The 16,382-nt window shown below is 63.0% G+C and carries 18 protein-coding genes and 1 tRNA gene; 10 read left to right on the top strand and 9 right to left on the bottom strand.

Annotated features, from left to right (window positions below; all coding sequences use genetic code 11):
- Positions 1-46: 46 nt before the first annotated feature.
- The gene (locus AC2FNS_RS14210) at positions 47-436 is read right to left on the bottom strand and encodes a hypothetical protein (RefSeq protein ID WP_005979954.1); all 390 of its coding nucleotides are present in this window, start codon (positions 434-436) and stop codon (positions 47-49) included.
- Between the two features lie 142 nt (positions 437-578).
- On the opposite strand from AC2FNS_RS14210, the gene AC2FNS_RS14205 reads away from it, so the two are divergent.
- Positions 579-1,229 (top strand): carbonic anhydrase, encoded by a 651-nt coding sequence (locus tag AC2FNS_RS14205; RefSeq protein WP_496681001.1) that lies wholly within the window; start codon positions 579-581, stop codon positions 1,227-1,229.
- A gap of 41 nt (positions 1,230-1,270) precedes the next feature.
- On the opposite strand, the gene AC2FNS_RS14200 is transcribed toward AC2FNS_RS14205, so the two are convergent.
- The 4 genes from AC2FNS_RS14200 to AC2FNS_RS14185 all read right to left on the bottom strand — a co-directional run bounded on the left by AC2FNS_RS14200 (position 1,271) and on the right by AC2FNS_RS14185 (position 5,698).
- Entirely contained in the window at positions 1,271-2,188 is a 918-nt protein-coding gene (locus AC2FNS_RS14200; RefSeq protein WP_496710987.1) for an endonuclease/exonuclease/phosphatase family protein, read from the bottom strand.
- A gap of 158 nt (positions 2,189-2,346) precedes the next feature.
- Positions 2,347-3,369 (bottom strand): aspartate-semialdehyde dehydrogenase, encoded by a 1,023-nt coding sequence (locus tag AC2FNS_RS14195; protein WP_496803893.1) that lies wholly within the window; start codon positions 3,367-3,369, stop codon positions 2,347-2,349.
- 103 nt (positions 3,370-3,472) lie between these two features.
- Positions 3,473-4,504: a glycosyltransferase family 4 protein gene (locus tag AC2FNS_RS14190; RefSeq protein WP_496797767.1), complete on the bottom strand. Its 1,032-nt coding sequence runs from the start codon at positions 4,502-4,504 to the stop codon at positions 3,473-3,475.
- A 21-nt stretch (positions 4,505-4,525) separates the two neighbouring features.
- Positions 4,526-5,698, bottom strand: coding sequence for an MFS transporter (locus AC2FNS_RS14185; RefSeq protein WP_496710985.1), 1,173 nt, complete (start codon positions 5,696-5,698; stop codon positions 4,526-4,528).
- Between the two features lie 136 nt (positions 5,699-5,834).
- Between AC2FNS_RS14185 and AC2FNS_RS14180 the strand changes: the two genes are divergently transcribed.
- Entirely contained in the window at positions 5,835-6,977 is a 1,143-nt protein-coding gene (locus AC2FNS_RS14180; RefSeq protein ID WP_496680989.1) for a DUF3095 domain-containing protein, read from the top strand.
- Between the two features lie 7 nt (positions 6,978-6,984).
- Here AC2FNS_RS14180 and AC2FNS_RS14175 read toward each other — a convergent pair whose 3' ends face one another.
- Complete coding sequence (locus AC2FNS_RS14175) at positions 6,985-7,752, bottom strand: HpcH/HpaI aldolase family protein (protein WP_496687753.1); 768 nt, start codon at positions 7,750-7,752, stop codon at positions 6,985-6,987.
- Complete coding sequence (locus tag AC2FNS_RS14170) at positions 7,752-9,185, bottom strand: pyridoxal phosphate-dependent decarboxylase family protein (RefSeq protein ID WP_496797715.1); 1,434 nt, start codon at positions 9,183-9,185, stop codon at positions 7,752-7,754. The genes AC2FNS_RS14175 and AC2FNS_RS14170 overlap by 1 nt, the downstream gene beginning before the upstream one ends.
- Before the next feature lie 161 nt (positions 9,186-9,346).
- On the opposite strand from AC2FNS_RS14170, the gene AC2FNS_RS14165 reads away from it, so the two are divergent.
- Positions 9,347-10,045: a fumarylacetoacetate hydrolase family protein gene (locus tag AC2FNS_RS14165; protein WP_496710983.1), complete on the top strand. Its 699-nt coding sequence runs from the start codon at positions 9,347-9,349 to the stop codon at positions 10,043-10,045.
- A 25-nt stretch (positions 10,046-10,070) separates the two neighbouring features.
- Here AC2FNS_RS14165 and AC2FNS_RS14160 read toward each other — a convergent pair whose 3' ends face one another.
- Positions 10,071-11,315 carry a winged helix-turn-helix domain-containing protein gene (locus AC2FNS_RS14160; protein WP_496710982.1) on the bottom strand — a complete coding sequence of 415 codons (1,245 nt, stop codon included), beginning with the start codon at positions 11,313-11,315 and terminating at the stop codon, positions 10,071-10,073.
- Complete coding sequence (locus AC2FNS_RS14155) at positions 11,290-12,315, bottom strand: LacI family DNA-binding transcriptional regulator (RefSeq protein WP_496687741.1); 1,026 nt, start codon at positions 12,313-12,315, stop codon at positions 11,290-11,292. The genes AC2FNS_RS14160 and AC2FNS_RS14155 overlap by 26 nt, the downstream gene beginning before the upstream one ends.
- A gap of 116 nt (positions 12,316-12,431) precedes the next feature.
- Between AC2FNS_RS14155 and AC2FNS_RS14150 the strand changes: the two genes are divergently transcribed.
- The 7 genes from AC2FNS_RS14150 (at position 12,432) to AC2FNS_RS14120 (ending at position 16,283) form a co-directional block, all read left to right on the top strand.
- Positions 12,432-12,508, top strand: a tRNA-Arg gene (locus AC2FNS_RS14150).
- A 579-nt stretch (positions 12,509-13,087) separates the two neighbouring features.
- Positions 13,088-14,251 carry a tyrosine-type recombinase/integrase gene (locus AC2FNS_RS14145; RefSeq protein WP_496803892.1) on the top strand — a complete coding sequence of 388 codons (1,164 nt, stop codon included), beginning with the start codon at positions 13,088-13,090 and terminating at the stop codon, positions 14,249-14,251.
- A 33-nt stretch (positions 14,252-14,284) separates the two neighbouring features.
- Positions 14,285-14,932, top strand: a complete 648-nt coding sequence (locus tag AC2FNS_RS14140; protein ID WP_496803891.1) for a hypothetical protein — start codon at positions 14,285-14,287, stop codon at positions 14,930-14,932.
- A gap of 57 nt (positions 14,933-14,989) precedes the next feature.
- Complete coding sequence (locus AC2FNS_RS14135) at positions 14,990-15,160, top strand: helix-turn-helix transcriptional regulator (RefSeq protein WP_093963843.1); 171 nt, start codon at positions 14,990-14,992, stop codon at positions 15,158-15,160.
- Positions 15,161-15,275: 115 nt separating this feature from the next.
- Positions 15,276-15,560, top strand: coding sequence for a hypothetical protein (locus tag AC2FNS_RS14130; RefSeq protein ID WP_496803890.1), 285 nt, complete (start codon positions 15,276-15,278; stop codon positions 15,558-15,560).
- Positions 15,561-15,657: 97 nt separating this feature from the next.
- Positions 15,658-15,828: a hypothetical protein gene (locus tag AC2FNS_RS14125; protein ID WP_496803889.1), complete on the top strand. Its 171-nt coding sequence runs from the start codon at positions 15,658-15,660 to the stop codon at positions 15,826-15,828.
- Entirely contained in the window at positions 15,828-16,283 is a 456-nt protein-coding gene (locus AC2FNS_RS14120; protein WP_496803888.1) for a helix-turn-helix domain-containing protein, read from the top strand. Before AC2FNS_RS14125 ends, AC2FNS_RS14120 begins: the two co-directional genes overlap by 1 nt.
- Positions 16,284-16,382 lie beyond the last annotated feature (99 nt).

The raw sequence follows: 16,382 nt of genomic DNA, 5'->3' as shown, positions 1-16,382 counted from the left end.
AGGGTCGTGCACAGACTAGCGACAGGTATGGCGCCCGCAACCCCCGTCAGATCGAAAGATCCTGCTGGTCCCACACGGCGGTCAGCGACCGTTCGCCCACCCGGATCAGCCGGTTAAGCGTGGCGCCGGCGGCCACCGCATCGCCCGCATCTACGGCCCGGGTCACGTCCGCGGCCACACGGGCCAGCAGGGTCATGCCCACCTGTTCGGCGATCGCGATCAGAGACCTGGCGCATTTGCGCAGGTCGGTCCAGTTGCGCTGACGCCAGTGCCGCTCGCAATTCGACAGACGCACGGCCAGTTCCTCGACCGTGCGGCACAGCACGTCCATCGCGTTCTGGTCGCCCAGCTGCCGGTACAGCCCGCTCAGGCAGTCCGGGTCCAGACGGACGGATTCCTTCTGTTCAAGCGTGACAATCTTGTCCACCACATTCACCCCAATCTTCATGCCCCCACGGCACCGGTGACCCTGCCACACTGAACCTTTGCAATTCCTTGAGGCCAACCGGCAAAATCGCTCGAATTTTTCCTGAATTTGGGTTACAGCGGCCGCCAGAAAGACTATCAGGGACAGCCCAATGCAATTTGCCAAACCTCTGCCGAGCTATCTGGTTCAGCGGTATCACGGCTGGAAGGCCACCACTTATTCCGAGAACCAGGCCTGGTACCGACGCTTGGCAACCGAGGGGCAACGCCCGCGCGCCATGGTGATTTCGTGCTGTGACAGCCGGGTGCATGTCACCTCGATCTTCGGCGCCGATCAGGGCGAGTTCTTCATCCACCGCAACATCGCCAACCTGGTTCCGCCCTACGAGCCCGACGGCGAGCGCCACGGCACCAGCGCGGCGATCGAATATGCGGTGACGGCGCTGAAGGTGGCGCATCTGATTGTGCTGGGCCATTCGCAATGCGGTGGCGTGCAGGGCTGCATCGACATGTGCAAGGGCAACGCTCCGCAGTTGGAGGCCAAGGAAAGCTTTGTCGGCCGCTGGATGGACATCCTCAAGCCCCGGTTCGATCTGGTCGCCGATGTTGACGACAGTACTGAACAGGCCCGCCAGTTCGAGCGGCAGGCGGTCGTCGCCTCGCTCGAGAACCTGATGACCTTTCCCTTCGTCGAAAGCGCCGTGAAAGCCGGCGAGATGTCGATCCACGGGCTGTGGACAGATATCGGCGAGGGCGCGCTGGAATTCTACGACCCCAAGGAGAAGAAGTTCGCCTTGGTCTGATCGGCGCGTACGCGCGCACCCGGCCGATTCGACCCGGCGGGTCAGGGCAGGCGAATCCGCGCCAGTATGCCCAGATGGTCCGACCCCAGATAGGGGCGGAGATGCACCGTGCCGGTCGTGCCCTTGGGGAAAAGGAGGTTGTCGATGGGCATCGGCATCATCCAGCTGCCCAGGGAATGGGTGTTCAGCATCATTCCGAAATTCCGGTTGCCGGTGGCCGAGCGGATTCGCGCCACGCTGCCGCCCCAGGGCACCATGTTGAAATCGCCACCGACCAGAACCGGGCCATCCAGGTTTTCGATATATTCGGCGATTTTGCGGCTTTGGTCGAACTGGTCATACGGAAACGGCCACTGCATGTGGATCGAGACCACCCAGACCGGCCCGTTGTCCGGGGTCAGCACCTTGATCCCGGCCGCACCCAGCCCTGACAGGCAGAAGTCCGACCCGTCGATGGCGGGCAGATCGGTCAGAACCGCCACGTTCTGTTCGGGGCGAAACCTGCAGTACACCGCAGTAGGGTAGTGCTCGAACAGGGTGTGCATGTATTTTCGGTTGTGGCTCGAGACCTCCTGCAGCGTCACGATCCGGGCGCCGGATGCGATGATATCCTCGGCCAGCTCGTATCGAGGCCATGCCTTCCGCATCAGATTCTTCTGATAGAAGGTCAGGCAGCCGTCGTCACAGCTGGTGTCGGCCGGCGCGTAGCCCAGCGCGATCGATGCAGCGGCGACCAGTGAAAACGCCATCGAGACCAGAGCCAGCCGCCAGGCCCGGACCAGCGCCAGCACCAAGGCGCAGACCATCAGCAAGGCCCCGGCCTGAGGGCGCAGCAAGGCCAGCGAATCCCCCACGGCCAGATAGCGCCCGGTGAACCCCATCAGGACGACGCCCGCCAACAGCGCGGCGCACAACGCAATCAAGCGCCGCAAGATGGCTTTTCCGGTCAATGCCTGCATTCAACGCCCCGGGTCTACGGTCAGGTCAGGATATGCGCTCTGACCCGCCTCGCGTCCAGACCCGCTGCCACAATAATGGCTGCCCACGGGCGCCCGTCCCGAAAACACGCAAGGCCGCCTCGGCGGAGGCGGCCTTGCAATTGCATCAGGGCCGGATGTCAGCCCTTTTTCAGAACCTCGCGGCCCAGCAGCTCGGCGATCTGGACGGCGTTCAGGGCTGCGCCCTTGCGCAGGTTGTCCGATACGCACCACAGGTTCAGGCCGTTTTCCACGGTCGAATCCTGACGGATGCGGCTGATGAAGGTGGCGAAATCGCCCGCGCATTCGACCGGCGTGACGTATCCACCGTCCTCGCGCTTGTCGATCACCATCAGGCCGGGGGCCTCGCGCAGGATGTCGCGGGCCTCGTCCTCGTCCAGGAATTCCTCGAACTCGATGTTGATCGCCTCGGAATGGCCCACGAAGACCGGCACGCGCACGCAGGTGGCGGTCAGCTTGATCGACGGATCGACGATCTTCTTGGTTTCGGCGACCATCTTCCACTCTTCCTTGGTCGAGCCGTCTTCCATGAAGACGTCGATATGCGGAATGACGTTGAAGGCGATCTGCTTGGTGAACTTCTTCGGCGGCACATCGTTGATCGGGTTGTAGACGGCCTTGGTCTGGTCCCACAGCTCGTCCATGCCCTCCTTGCCGGCGCCCGAGACCGACTGATAGGTCGAGACCACGACGCGCTTGATGTTGGCGCGGTCATGCAACGGCTTCAGCGCCACCACCATCTGCGCGGTCGAGCAGTTGGGGTTGGCGATGATGTTCTTGTTCTTGTAGTCGTGGATCGCCTGCGGGTTCACTTCCGGAACGATCAGCGGGATCTCGGGGTCGTAGCGATAGAGCGACGAGTTGTCGATCACCACGCAGCCCGCGGCCGCCGCCTTGGGGGCGTAATCCTTAGTCGCGGCCGAGCCCACGGCGAACAGCGCCATGTCCCAGCCGGTGAAATCGAACGTGTCCAGATCCTGGGTCTTGAGTGTCTTGTCGCCAAAGCTGACCTCGGTGCCCAGCGAACGGCGGCTCGCCAGAGCGGCGATTTCGTCAACCGGGAACTGGCGCTCGGCCAGGATGTTCAGCATTTCGCGGCCCACGTTCCCCGTGGCGCCGACGACAACGACGCGATAGCCCATGTCTAGTCTCCTGAATTAAGGACGCGCGTTCATAGCCGCGAAACCGAAAAGAAAAAAGGGTCTTCGCGGCGGAATTGACCGTTTGACGCAGTTTTGCGGCACCTCAGCCGGCCAGCAGCCGTCGATAGAGCGCAACAAGCGCCTGCGCCTCGCCGTTGATGTCGAAATTCCGTTCAACATGGGCGCGGGCGGCCTGACCCGCGCGGGCCAGGGAATCACGGTCCGCCAACATCTCGGCCGCGGCTGCGGCCAGCGCCGGAATGTCGCCCGGAGGCACCACCCGACCCAACGCGGGGTCGGTCACGATCTCGGAAAACGCACCCACATCGGTGGCCACCACGGGCACGCCGCAGGCCATCGCTTCGAGGGGGGTCAGTCCGAACCCCTCCCAGCGTTGGGGGGCGATGAACAGGTCCAGCACCTGGTACCATTGGGCGATCCTGTCCACGGTGACCTCGGGCTTGAAAAGGATGCGGTCGGACAGGCCGGCCTCGGCCACCTTGGCCTTCAGGTCGTTCAGAAAGCCCACATGCTTTTCCGTGGCCCGCCCCATGACGATGCCTGACACGTCGTCGAACTGCCCACACAGCCCGATCATGGCATCCACGAAAGCGTCGGTGCCTTTCTGGTGCCGGATGCGCCCGTAACAACCCAGCAGCAACCCGTCGGGCAGCCCCAGCTTCTGGCGCAGCGCCGCCTTGTCCTGCGGAGGGGTGAAATCCTGCAGATTGATCCCGTGCATGATCACCTGCGCGTCCCGCTCGAGGTATTCGGCCGTCTTGCGTGAGGTGGCCACCACCGCGTCCATCTTGCCGATCAGCCACTTGGTATAGCCCGTATGCGCCCGCTGCGAGGCGCTGGTGAACAGCAGTTTCAGCCGCAGCCGCAGCAGGTCGCGCAGGATCAGGCCCAGCAGCATCTCGGTGTTGCGGCGGGCGTGCCAGACCCGCAGCGTCTTGCGCGACAGAAAGGGCAGGTGGCCCAGCGGGATGTGCGGGATGTCCTCAGGCAGGCCCGGGCCGGTGGCGGCGATGTCGATCCACTGCGCCTGCAACGGCACCAGCCGTGCGATCGTGGCGGTCACGCCCGACAGGCGGCGTTTCAGGTTGGGGGCAAGGACAACGGGGTCTTTCACGGGATGCGCTCCGGCGGGGTCTCACTCCATGCTGTCAAGGCTGAACAGGTAGATCACGCAGCCGATCGCCAGCGTGGCGGCAAAGAAGGCGAATATCGCTGTGTAGGGTGCGGTTGGTCCCATGTCCACCGTCGCCGCATGGATGCGGCCGGTGGCGAATTGCGCCAGCCCCACGCCGCCGATCCCGAACAGGTTCAGCAGGGTCACGCCGCGCCCCACCAGGTGCGCCGGGATGAAGGCGCGCCCATGCGCCATGATCACCGGGAAGGATGCCCCCAGAAACCCGATCAGCGACATCAGCAGAACCGACAGCCAGACGGCGTCCGCGACCCACAGCCCCAACAGCCCCAGCGCCAGTACCGCCAGCGCGTTGCCGCCGAAGATCACCCATTTGCGGGTGTTCAGCAGCCGGTCCAGCGGCCCATAGACAAAGGTGCCCGCGATCATCGCGGCGCCCATGACCAGCGTGGCCTGCCCGATCTGGGTGGCGCTCAGCCCGAACACGTCCAGCAGATAGGGGCCGGCCCACAGCCCCCGCAGCGCGGCCGAGGGCGCATAGGCCACCAGCATCAACGGCAAAATCGCCCACAGAGCTGGCTCGCGCAGCAGGTCCAAAACCGAACCCTTCTGCTCTGACACCACCCGCGCGGGGTCTTTAACCGTGACCCAGATGCCCACGGCCACCGCGCCCGAGATCGCGGCCAGCCCGGCCAGCGTCGCGCGCCAGCCCATTAGCTCGACCGCCAGCGCCGTGGGATACGAAGCTACGAGGTTGCCAACCGACCCCACGCCCAGCATCACCGCGGCCAGGGTCGCGAATTTCGCGGGCGGATACTCGCGGGCAAAGATGAAATACGAGGCCATCAGAACCGGCGAACACCCGACCCCGATCAACGCCATCGCCAACGCCACGTGCAGGGGCGTCGTGGCCAGCGCGAACACCGCGGCCCCACCCGCGCCGCCGATCAGCAGCAGAACCGCCGCCGTCTGCCGCGGGCCAACCCGGTCCAGCGCCCAGCCCACCGGGATCTGCATGGCCGCAAAGACCAGAAACCACAGGCCCGAGGCCCAAGCCAGATCCTCGGGCGTGGCGCCGATGTCGCGGGCCAGATCGGCGGTCAGAACCGCAAGGAACGCGCGGAAGAACTGGCTGAGGACATAGGCCAGACACAAGATCACCAAACCTGCCTGCATGTCAGTCTCCCTAACGTCCGCTTTGGCAGGATGCTTGGCACGTCCCGATGCCATGCACAAGCGCGTGTGATATGTTGCAATGTCGGGACAGGCACGCGGACTGCGCTAACATGATCTTGAGGTAATGGGAGGGACGATGAAAGACGCCGATCTGGGATTCTATGACCGGATTCCCGTCACGCGCGATTTTCTTGCCCTGTCCGACCCGGCGCGGTTCACGCCGGTCCCGGACGGTTGGATCGTCGGCGTGGCCGATATCGTGGACTCGACCGGCGAAATCGCCCGTGGCCGCTACAAAACCGTGAACACGGTGGGTGCGGCGGTGATCTCGGGTATGATCAACGCGCTGGGCGGTCAGAATTTCCCGTATGTATTCGGCGGCGACGGGGCCGGATTCGCCGTCGCGCCCGAACACGAATCCAAGGCACGCGCCACGCTGGCGGCGCTGCGCAGCTGGGCCGCGGCCGAGTTCGACATCGCCCTGCGCGCGGCCCTGGTGCCCGTGTCCGACCTGCGCGCGGCAGGGCACGACCTGCGGGTGGCACGCCATGCGCCGTCCTCAGGGGTGGACTACGCTATGTTCACCGGCGGCGGGCTGGCCTGGGCCGAGGCGCAGATGAAGGCCGGTCGGTACGAGGTTCCGCCCGCCGGGCCCGAGGCGCAGCCCGACCTGACGGGCCTGTCCTGCCGCTGGTCCAACAGCCCGGCGCGGCACGGGCAGATCGTGTCGCTGGTCATCCAGCCGACCGCCCGCGCGACCGAACGCGATTTTGCCGATTTGGCCCAATCGGTCCTGTCCGCCGCCGAGGCGCTGGAGCGCGCGGGTCATCCCGTGCCGGCTGGAGGACCGCCAATGAAATGGCCGCCGCCGGGGCTGGCGCTCGATGCTCATGTCTCGCGCGCGGGGCGCAACCTGGCGGTGCGCAAGGCCGCGCTGCTGGTACAGAACCTGCTGATCTGGCTGTTGTTCAAAACGGGCAAGAGACTGGGCGAGTTTGAGCCGGGCCACTACAAGACCATGGTCAGCCGAAATGCGGATTTCCGCAAATTCGATGACGGGTTGAAGATGACGCTGGATTGCGACGGCGAGACCCTGTCGCGGATCACCCGGCTGCTCGACGATGCGCGCGGGCGCGGCAAGGTTCGGTACGGCATCCATTCCCAGCACGAGGCGATGATGACCTGCGTCGTCCCCGCCGCCACCCGCGACGATCATGTGCATTTCGTCGATGGCGCCTCGGGCGGCTATGCACGGGCTGCCGCCGCGATGCGGGGTTGAGCCGGCTCTAGGCCTTCCACTTCGCGGCCAGCCCGCGCGCCGCCTGCGCCAGAAGCATCACGTCGATGCCGACCGCCAGAAACTGCGCGCCCATGTCGCGATAGGTCTGAACCGCTTCGTCATTGGTACCCAGAATGCCAGGCGCCTTGCCTGCGGCCCGGATCCGTTTCAGCGCATCGGCGATGGCCGAGCGGACCTCGGGCGCGGTGCTGTCGCCCTTGTATCCCATGTCGGTGGACAGATCGGCCGGGCCGATGAACACACCATCCACACCCTCGACCTGCAGGATCTCGTCCAGCGCGGCCAGGCCAGCCCGGTTCTCCACCTGCACCAGCAGGCAGATCTCGTCATCGGCGGTCTGCACATAGTCGCCGACCTGACCGTACATCGTTGCCCGCGACGCCGCCGCCCCGACGCCGCGCGCGCCTGTCGGCGGATAGCGGCAGGCACGCACCAGTTCGCGCGCCTGGTCGGCGCTTTCGACGATCGGCACCAGAACGGTCTGGGCGCCGGCATCCAGCACCATCTTGATCAGCCAGGTCTCGCCCACGGGCACCCGCACCACCGGGTGCGAGCGGCTGTTGGCTAGCGCCATCAGCTGATCGCGGATCGAGCGGATGTCGTTTGGGGCATGTTCGCCATCGATCACCAGCCAGTCGAACCCGGCGGTTCCCATGATTTCGGCGGTGACGGGCTCGGCAAAACTCATCCAGCAGCCAATCTGCATTTCGCCCTGTGTCAGAGCCTGTTTGAACGGGTTTTTGGGGGCGGGCATCAGTTGTCCTCCTTCGGGGGTGTGGGCAAGGTGCGGGCGATTTGGGTGATAACGTCAAAGGCCATCCGGACGTCCTCCTCGGTGGTTTCGAACTGGCCGGCCTGAAAGCGGATGACGATGTCGCCATCGACTCGGGTCTGGGTCAGATAGATGCGGCCGTCATCGTTGATGGCGTTGACCAGCCGCAGGTTCAGGTCGTCCAGATCCGCGGTGCCGGGTGGCTCATAGCGAAAGGTCCAAAGGGACCACATGGGCGGGGTGACGATCCGGAAATCCGGCTCGGCCGCCAGCCGGTCATGCAGGTCGCCCGACCAGTTGACGTGGTTGCGCAGCCGCGCGCGCAGCCCTTCCAGCCCGTAGGCGCGGATCACGAACCACAGTTTAAGCGCCCGGAACCGGCGGCCCAGCGGCACCGACCATTCCGAATAATTGATGATCCCGTCCTGGCCATGGGTTTTCAGGTATTCGGGGCTAATCGCCAGCGTCTGCACCAGATCGTCGGGGTTTTTCAGGAAATGCGCGCAGCAGTCGAACTGAACCCCCAACCATTTGTGCGGGTTGAAAACGATGCTGTCGGCCCGGTCGATCCCCGGCCAATAGTGGCGGTATTCGGGGCAGATCATCGCCGACCCGGCCCAGGCCGCATCCACATGCGTGTACAGCCCGTATTTCTGCGCGACTTTCAGGCACTCATCCACCGGATCGGTCGCGCCGGTTCCGGTGCCGCCGACGCACAGGATCACCCCCGCGGGGTGAAGGCCGGCGTCCAGATCGGCCCGGATCGTGGCCTCGAGCGCCGCCGGGTCCATGCCGCGCCAGTCACCCTTGATCGGGACACGCACCAGGTTGTCCTGCCCGATCCCGGCGACCCAGATGGCGCGGTCGACCGATGTGTGCACCTCGGACGAGCAATAGACGCGCAAGGGTTTCTGCCCGAACAGGCCCTGACGGTTGCCCTGCCAGTTCAGCGCCTTTTCCCGCATGGTCAGAACGGCGGCCAGCGTGGCCGAGGAGGCCGAATCCTGGATCACACCGGCAAACCCTTCGGGCAGGTCCAGCGCCTGCCGCAGCCAGTCCATCATCCGGGTTTCCATCTCGGTCGCCGCGGGCGAGGTTTGCCACAACATGCATTGCGGGGCGATCGCGCTGGCCAGAAACTCGGCCAGCACCGACGGCGCCGAGGCGTTCGAGTTGAAATAGGCGAAGAAGCGCGGATGCTGCCAATGAGTGATGCCGGGCATCACGATCCGCTCGAAATCCTCGAATATCCCCTCGATCGGCTCGCCGGTTTCGGGCGGGGCGGGGGGCAGGGCGTTCAGCACGTCGCCCGGCCGGGTCCGGGCGCGCACGGGGTGATCGCCGACGGTCTGGTGATAATGCTGTGCCCATTCGGCCACCCGCTTGCCCCAGTCCGAGAATTCACTCCATTCCATCGGTCACCTATTTCTTTGCATCTTTTCCGCGCCAGTGATGGACACACTGCGGCGCAGGTCAATCGAAATTCCGAACAGCCCCTCGCGCACCACTGCCCGGAATGCTTGAACGTCCGGGTGTGGTGTCTATGCTGCGGGCAACGGCCACAAACGGACACGCCATGACCCGACCTCTGTTTTCCCTGCCCGACCCCTTGGCGATCCCTGTATCAGGCGAAGATACCACCTATCCGGTTGGGCGCATCTTTTGCGTCGGCCGGAACTATGCCGCCCATGCGGCCGAGATGGGAAACGAGGTCGACCGTGAGGCGCCGTTCTATTTCACCAAGTCCCCGCAGAACGCCACTCTGACCGGGCAGACCGTGCCTTACCCGCCGGGAACCGAGAATTATCATCACGAAATGGAACTGGCCTTGGCCATCGGTCGCCCGGTGTTTCAGGCGACGTCGCAGCAGGCTTGGGATGCCGTGTTCGGATATTGCTGCGCGCTGGACATGACACGGCGCGACCTGCAGATCCGCGAGCGCAACAAGCAGCGCCCCTGGGATCTGGGCAAGGATGTGGAAAACGGCGCGGTCTTCGCACCGCTGACCCGAGCCGCCGATTGGGCGGCGACAGATGACATTCGCATCCATCTGAGCGTCAACGGTGAGGTCCGGCAGGACGCCACCTTGTCCGAACTGATCTGGCAGATCGACGAGATCGTCATGCACCTGTCCCGGTTCTATCACCTGCGGCCCGGCGACCTGATCCTGACCGGAACGCCCGCCGGTGTCGGCCCGGTTGTCGCCGGAGACGTGCTGACCGGCGGTATCGACGGGCTGGACCCCATCCGCCTAACCCTCGGGCCGGCGGAATAGACCCTAAGAAAGGGTTTTCAGCTGCTCAAACAGGCGCGCGAAGCCAGTCTGCGTCAAAAGCGACCCGATCCAGCCCGGCAAAACGGCGCACCCGGTCCAGCTCGGCCTCGAGCCGCCGGGTGCGGGGGTGCGACCACCGGACCCCGCGCTCGGTCCACAGGGCGCGGACCCGCAAGGTGCCTTCGTCGCGATGGGCCTTCATGTCGATCCGTCCGATCAGACGGTCTTTCTCGAGCAGCGGAAAGACGTAGTACCCATAGGTGCGTTTGGCCTCGGGCACGAAGACCTCGATCCGATAGTGGAAGCCGAACAGGCGTTGGGCGCGGGTGCGGTCGCGCAGCATCGGGTCGAACGGGCTGAGCACGCGGATCCGTCCCGGCGCGGGGGCAGGGTCGGCAGCCCGGTCCGTCAGATCGGGCCGCGCAAACACGCGGCGCATTCGACCATCGGCACATTCCACCTCGATTTCCTGCAGATCACCCCGTGTCAGAGCCTGTTTGCACCACTCTTTCGCCTCGGCAGGGGTGACCGTATCCCAAAAGGCGGCCAGTTCGCCCGAGGTGGCAAAGCCCAACCGGTCGAGCGCCGCGCGGCACAGCCAGTCCACCGTCGCGTGATGGTCGCACTCCATCACGCCGGGGCATAGATGGGCATCGATCACGCGCTCGGTCAGGTCGTATTGCTTTTGAAACCCTCGGCGCCCCACCACCGTCAGCGCGCCCGAGCGCCACAGGTATTCCAGCGCCGTTTTCGAGGGGTGCCAATCCCACCAGCCGCCCGAGCTCTTTTTCTCCTCCTGACCCAGATCGGCCGAGCATACCGGACCGTGGTCGCGGATGTGCCGCAGCACGGTCTCGAACTGCTGTTCGAACCCGTCGCGCCGCCAGTTGCGCCAGCGGGCCCGCAGCATCTCGGCGTCGCGCTGGAAGCGCAGATGCCAATGCGGATAGAACGCCATCGGGATTACGGCGGCGTCGTGGGTCCAGTGTTCGAACAGGTCGCGGTCGCGCTCGTACAGGCGTTTGAGGTCGTTCGGCCGATAGGACGGGCGGCGCGAGAACAGGATCATGTCATGAGCGCGGGCAACGGTGTTGATGCTGTCGAGCTGCACGAACCCCAGCCGGTGGATCAGGTGCAGCAGATCGGGCCCCTTGGCCGGAACCGCGGGTTGTTCCGCCAGCACGTGGCGGTCCATGAACAACGCACGGGCGGTTCGGTTGTCCAGCCGGGGTCGCGCGGGTGCCTCAGCGCCGCTTGAGCGTGTCGCCATAGCTGATCTTGGGCGTAAGGGTGATGCGGGTCTCGATCTCGGCGTCGGGATCGGCCCGCTTGGCGGCGATGATTTCGGCCGCCTTGCGCCCGATTTCCAATCGGCAGGCATCCATCGTCGCCAGCTTGCGCGGCAGACCCTGCAGCAGTTCAACGTTGTTGAATCCGGCCAGACCGATCTGCCCGGGCACATCGATACCTTGCTCAAGCAGGTACAGCAGCCCGCCTGCGCCGATCATGTCGTTGGAGTAATACAGGAAATCCAGATCCGGGGAGCGTTCGAGCATGGCTTTGGTCATCTCGCGTCCCTTGGCCAGGGCCGAACCGCCGGAATAGAACTCTCGGTCCTCGATCTCGATTCCGTGTTTGCCCAGAACTTCGGTGAAGCCCTCGAACCGTTTGCGCGCGCGGTGGTCCAACGGCATCTTGGTGCCCATGAAGCCGATATGCTGATACCCGGCCTTCAGGATCGCCTGCGCCATCTCGCGCCCGGCCCGGCGATGCGAAATGCCCACCATCGCGTCCACAGGCTTGCCGTCTGTATCCATGATCTCGACCACCGGAATGCCCGCCGAATCCAGCATGGCCCGCGCGGCCTCGGTGTGTTCCAGCCCGGCGATGATCACGCCCGAGGGACGCCACGAGAGCATCTCGTACAGAACCTTCTCCTCTTTTTCCGGCAGATAGTCGGTGACGCCGACCACGGGCTGCAGCTCGGTATCCTCGAGCACCTGGTTGATGCCGGTCAGCACCTCGGGGAAGACCATGTTCGACAGCGACGGGATGATCACCGCCACCAGGTTCACCCGGCTCGAGGCCAGTGCACCGGCGATCTTGTTGGGCACGTACCCCAGCTCTTTCGCGGCGGCCAGAACCCGGGTTCGGGTGGCCTCGGACACATCGCCCCGATTGCGCAGGACCCGGCTGACCGTCATTTCCGACACACCGGACGCTTCAGAGACATCACGGAGGGTAAGCGGGCGTTTCGTTTCTGTTGTCACCGGGGATACCTGCATTGTTGTTTGCCCCCGATGCTAGCGCGAACGGGGCAATCTGTTCAACTGTTGTGCAAAGGTCATGACAAGCGGGAAAAACCCGGCTAGAGAAGGCGCCGCGCGGCCCCGTGGCTCAATTGGATAGAGCAGCCCCCTCCTAAGGGGCAGGTTGCAGGTTCGAATCCTGCCGGGGTCGCCATAAAAATCAAAATGTTGTGCCAAAATAGCCAGAAGTATGCGCAAAAGAACGAATTAGTGCGCGCAAGGTGGTTGGCTGGGTGATGCGGTAGCCGGCTTTCCGCAGAGAATATAACTTAAAAACAATGGCCTGGGAGTCTTCACCCTGTGCCCTACCGGCTCGCCATCCACTCCCCGTCACCCCCTGATTTGACACGTCGCCCCGGATCGCGTCACTGGAGGCAATCAGGCTCCGGAACCCTTCAGACCCACCCCCACTACCATGACGGTGTGGCGGGCTCGGCCCGTGTCCGGTTCGATCAGCGCATTTTGAGCCGCCAGTCCGATAGAACAATGCTTTCCCGATCAACAAGCCTGTGTGGCCACATCAAGACAGCTTGCGGCAATACCGCGTTTTGGGATATTTTTCATTATAGGGGAATGGTGCCCAGGAGAGGCATCGAATTCCTATATCTTGGGGTACCACGAAACATCAGTATCGCAGTAAATACCAATAAAATATAGGAATCTTTGTTTCAGGTTGTTTCATTCTGCCCCACCATACCCCATATCTAGGGGTGGATAGAGAGGTGGACAGAAAATGGCACGGCCAAAGCACAAGCTTTCCAGCGCCGAACTCAAGGCCAAAGCCCCAGGCAAGTATTCGGACGGGGGCGGTCTATGGTTTCACAAGCGGCACGATGGCGGCGCGCAATGGTTTCTGCGCTACACACTGTTCGGGCGGCGGCATGAAATGGGGCTTGGCAGCTTCCCGGCGGTTTCGTTGAAGGCGGCGCGACAAGAAGCCGAGAAGTGGCAGGCGGTGGTTCGGGATGGCAAAGACGCCATCAAGGAGCGGGAACGCCAGAGCCGTGAAGCGGAACGCAATCTGAACATTCTGGCCGATATCGCCAAGGACGCCTTTGAAAGCCGCAAGGCCGAACTGAAAGGCGACGGGAAGGCTGGGCGTTGGTTCAGCCCCTTGGAACTGCACGTCTTGCCGAAGCTGGGCAAAATGCCCGTATCGCAGATTGACCAGCGCGACATTCGCGACACCCTTGCTCCGATCTGGCACACCAAGGCCGATACGGCGCGCAAAGCCATGAACCGTCTGTCTATCTGTATGCGCCATGCGGCGGCGCTGGGCTTGGATGTGGATCTGCAGGCGACGGAAAAGGCCAAAGCCCTATTGGGCAAGCAGCGGCACAAGGCGACCAACATCCCGGCCATGCCGTGGCAGGATGTGCCCGCGTTCTATCAATCCTTGGATGGCGGCACGACGGTTGAACTGGCGCTGCGCCTTCTGATACTGACGGCGGTGCGCAGCTATCCTTTGCGTCACCTGCACCTAGACCAGATCGACGGCGATATCTGGACCATACCGGCAGAGGCCATGAAAGGCCGCAAGGGCGCGACCAGCGATTTTCGGGTGCCGTTGTCGCAAGAGGCCCAAAGGGTGATTGCTGAGGCCACTCCGTTTGCGAGAGACGGCTATCTGTTTCCGGGCGTCCGAAAGGGCGTGATATCCGACATGACCATGAGCAAACTTATGGAGCGGCGCGGCTTGGTGGAGCGTCCGCACGGGTTTCGATCCAGTTTCCGCGATTGGATTGCCGAGGCGACCAATACCCCGCACGAAGTGGCAGAGACGGCGCTGGGCCATACCGTTGGCGGTGCTGTCGAGCGGAGTTATCGGCGGACGGATTATCTTGAGCATCGCGTAATTCTAGTGGAACGATGGGCAATGCAATTGCTTGGTACCTAACCCCTGTGCATCTCGGCCTCAAGTGGTGAAATCTTGACTGTAGATCTTTTGAAGCTGACGGATCGCCTCGCGCATATTCTGGATAGTCATTTCAATCCGGTGCCGAACACCTATCTGCTCATGGATTCTTCCGGCAAAAGAATTACATGCGCCGCAATTGTGGGGCATTTCGAGCACGGCAGGGAAGCATTTGATTTCGCGTCAAGAAAAACAGACCTGGCACAGCTTGAAATCACCCTTAAGCATCTACGTGCAGCTAGCGCGTCAACACGGCGCTTAAGTGGACCGATTTTTGTTGCACTCAGTGAGATGGAACAACGTCGGATCCGGAGAGTTGGTCTAACTCCGAAGGTCAACAACAGTCCTATCTCCCAAGCAATAAAAAATATTGAAATCTTGCAGCGCTTTTTGGAAGCGCGCGCCATTGACAAACGCGTCGATTGGCAAGCCGCTGCGCTTGCCGGTAGCCTCTCCGGTTTTTGGGGAAAAGTTACAGACGCACCTGCGCCAACCACAATTCATGCTGATGCGCCCGGCCCATTCGGACGATTACTGCAAGATATGCTGGACGAACTGTACTCCACTTTTAAGCCTGGCGCGAAGGTTCCCAGCGCCCGGTCAGCTGTCCGTGCGCTGACCAATGTAACCAATTCAGGCGCAGAATTCAGGTATAAGTGGTGAACCAATCCGAATTTGCAGCATTCATTTTGGGTCCATCAAATACGATGGAGCACCAAAATGCGTTATCTCACCTTCCGCGACCTTCAAGAAAAACTCGGTGGCCGAGGCCGCACCACCATCTACCGTGACGTGGAATTGGGCCGCTTGCCCAAGCCCGTGAAGATCGGTTCGCGCCTGTATTGGGCCGAAGCCGAGATAGACGCCGCAATCGCGGCACATGGGCAATAAGACCCACCCCACCCAGACCTGGCGTCTGGGCGTGGGGCGGGAATGTTCTTTGCGGGAACGTCTGCACCATACGCCCAGCGCCTTGTTTGCTCAACTGTGAAAAGGAGCAACGGCCATGAGCAATAATCAATGGTATTCAAGTCAGAGCCAAGTTTTCTGGACGTGCAAGGCACTTCTGGACGGGCGCACAATCTCACACAAAACTGAAATCCGCGAAGTGCGCGGCTGGCGGTTGGGCGCAATCGTCCATCGCTTGAAATCCGAATACGGCTGGCCGATCCAGGCCGAATACCGAGGGCCGGAGAACGTCGCCTACTACTCGATGCGACCGGGCTTTGACCGGACGGCCCTGCGCTTCCCCAGATCCGCGCGCAGTCTCAGCGATGGGGAGGCTGCATGATGGACCGCTTGCGCATTATTCATCTTCGTCGGCGTTTTGGTCTGTCAGAAGCCCAGGCGCGCTTGGTCGCGGCTCTTGCCTATGGGGAGGCGCGGTGATGGCAGATGACTTCAAGCTGACCCGCAATGGCAAGACGTGGCAAATCATGGCCCGCAAGGGCGCAGGAGCCGCCACAGAGGCCGCTTGGCTGACGCTGGGCGGTTGCCCCGATCAGATTGTCGCTGTGCGCGTCTGGCTGGCTCTGCTGGCCCAAAAGGGGCGCAAATAATGGCAAAGCCCTACAAGCGATACAAAAGGGGGGCTGGGCGGCATGTCCAGCTTCCAGAATGGCTGCAAGCGTCCGAGGCATGGGCAACCCTGTCACCTGGGCCGAGGGCGCTCTACATCGAACTGAAACGCCGTTACAACGGATCGAACAACGGCGATATCTATCTAAGCCATCGTGACGCGGCGACGGCGTTGAACGTCCATCGCAATACGGTTGGCCCGTGGTTCCGGGAACTTCAGGAACGCGGCTTCATCACCATGACCCAAGCCCCGCACCTTGGCCCGTCTGGCATCGGCAAGGCATCGGTCTGGGCGCTGGGCGAACTACCAACCCGTGATGGCAAACCCGCCGAAAAGCGGTTCATGTCCTGGCGGCAAAAACAAAAGCCCCGCACAAAAAACAGGACACCGCGTCACAATGATTGTGACGGTGGAGCGGTGATTGACCTTGGTTGAGCCAAACCCGTCCTGAATACTGTGACGCCAAACCGGAAATCAGCCCGAACGGCGTCACAGAAACCCGGACACATATACATCTAGCCATAGGCTTTGATT

The sequence above is a fragment of the Ruegeria sp. BHSA191 genome, assembly GCF_059613325.1.
This window is presented reverse-complemented; position numbering and strand designations above follow the sequence as displayed.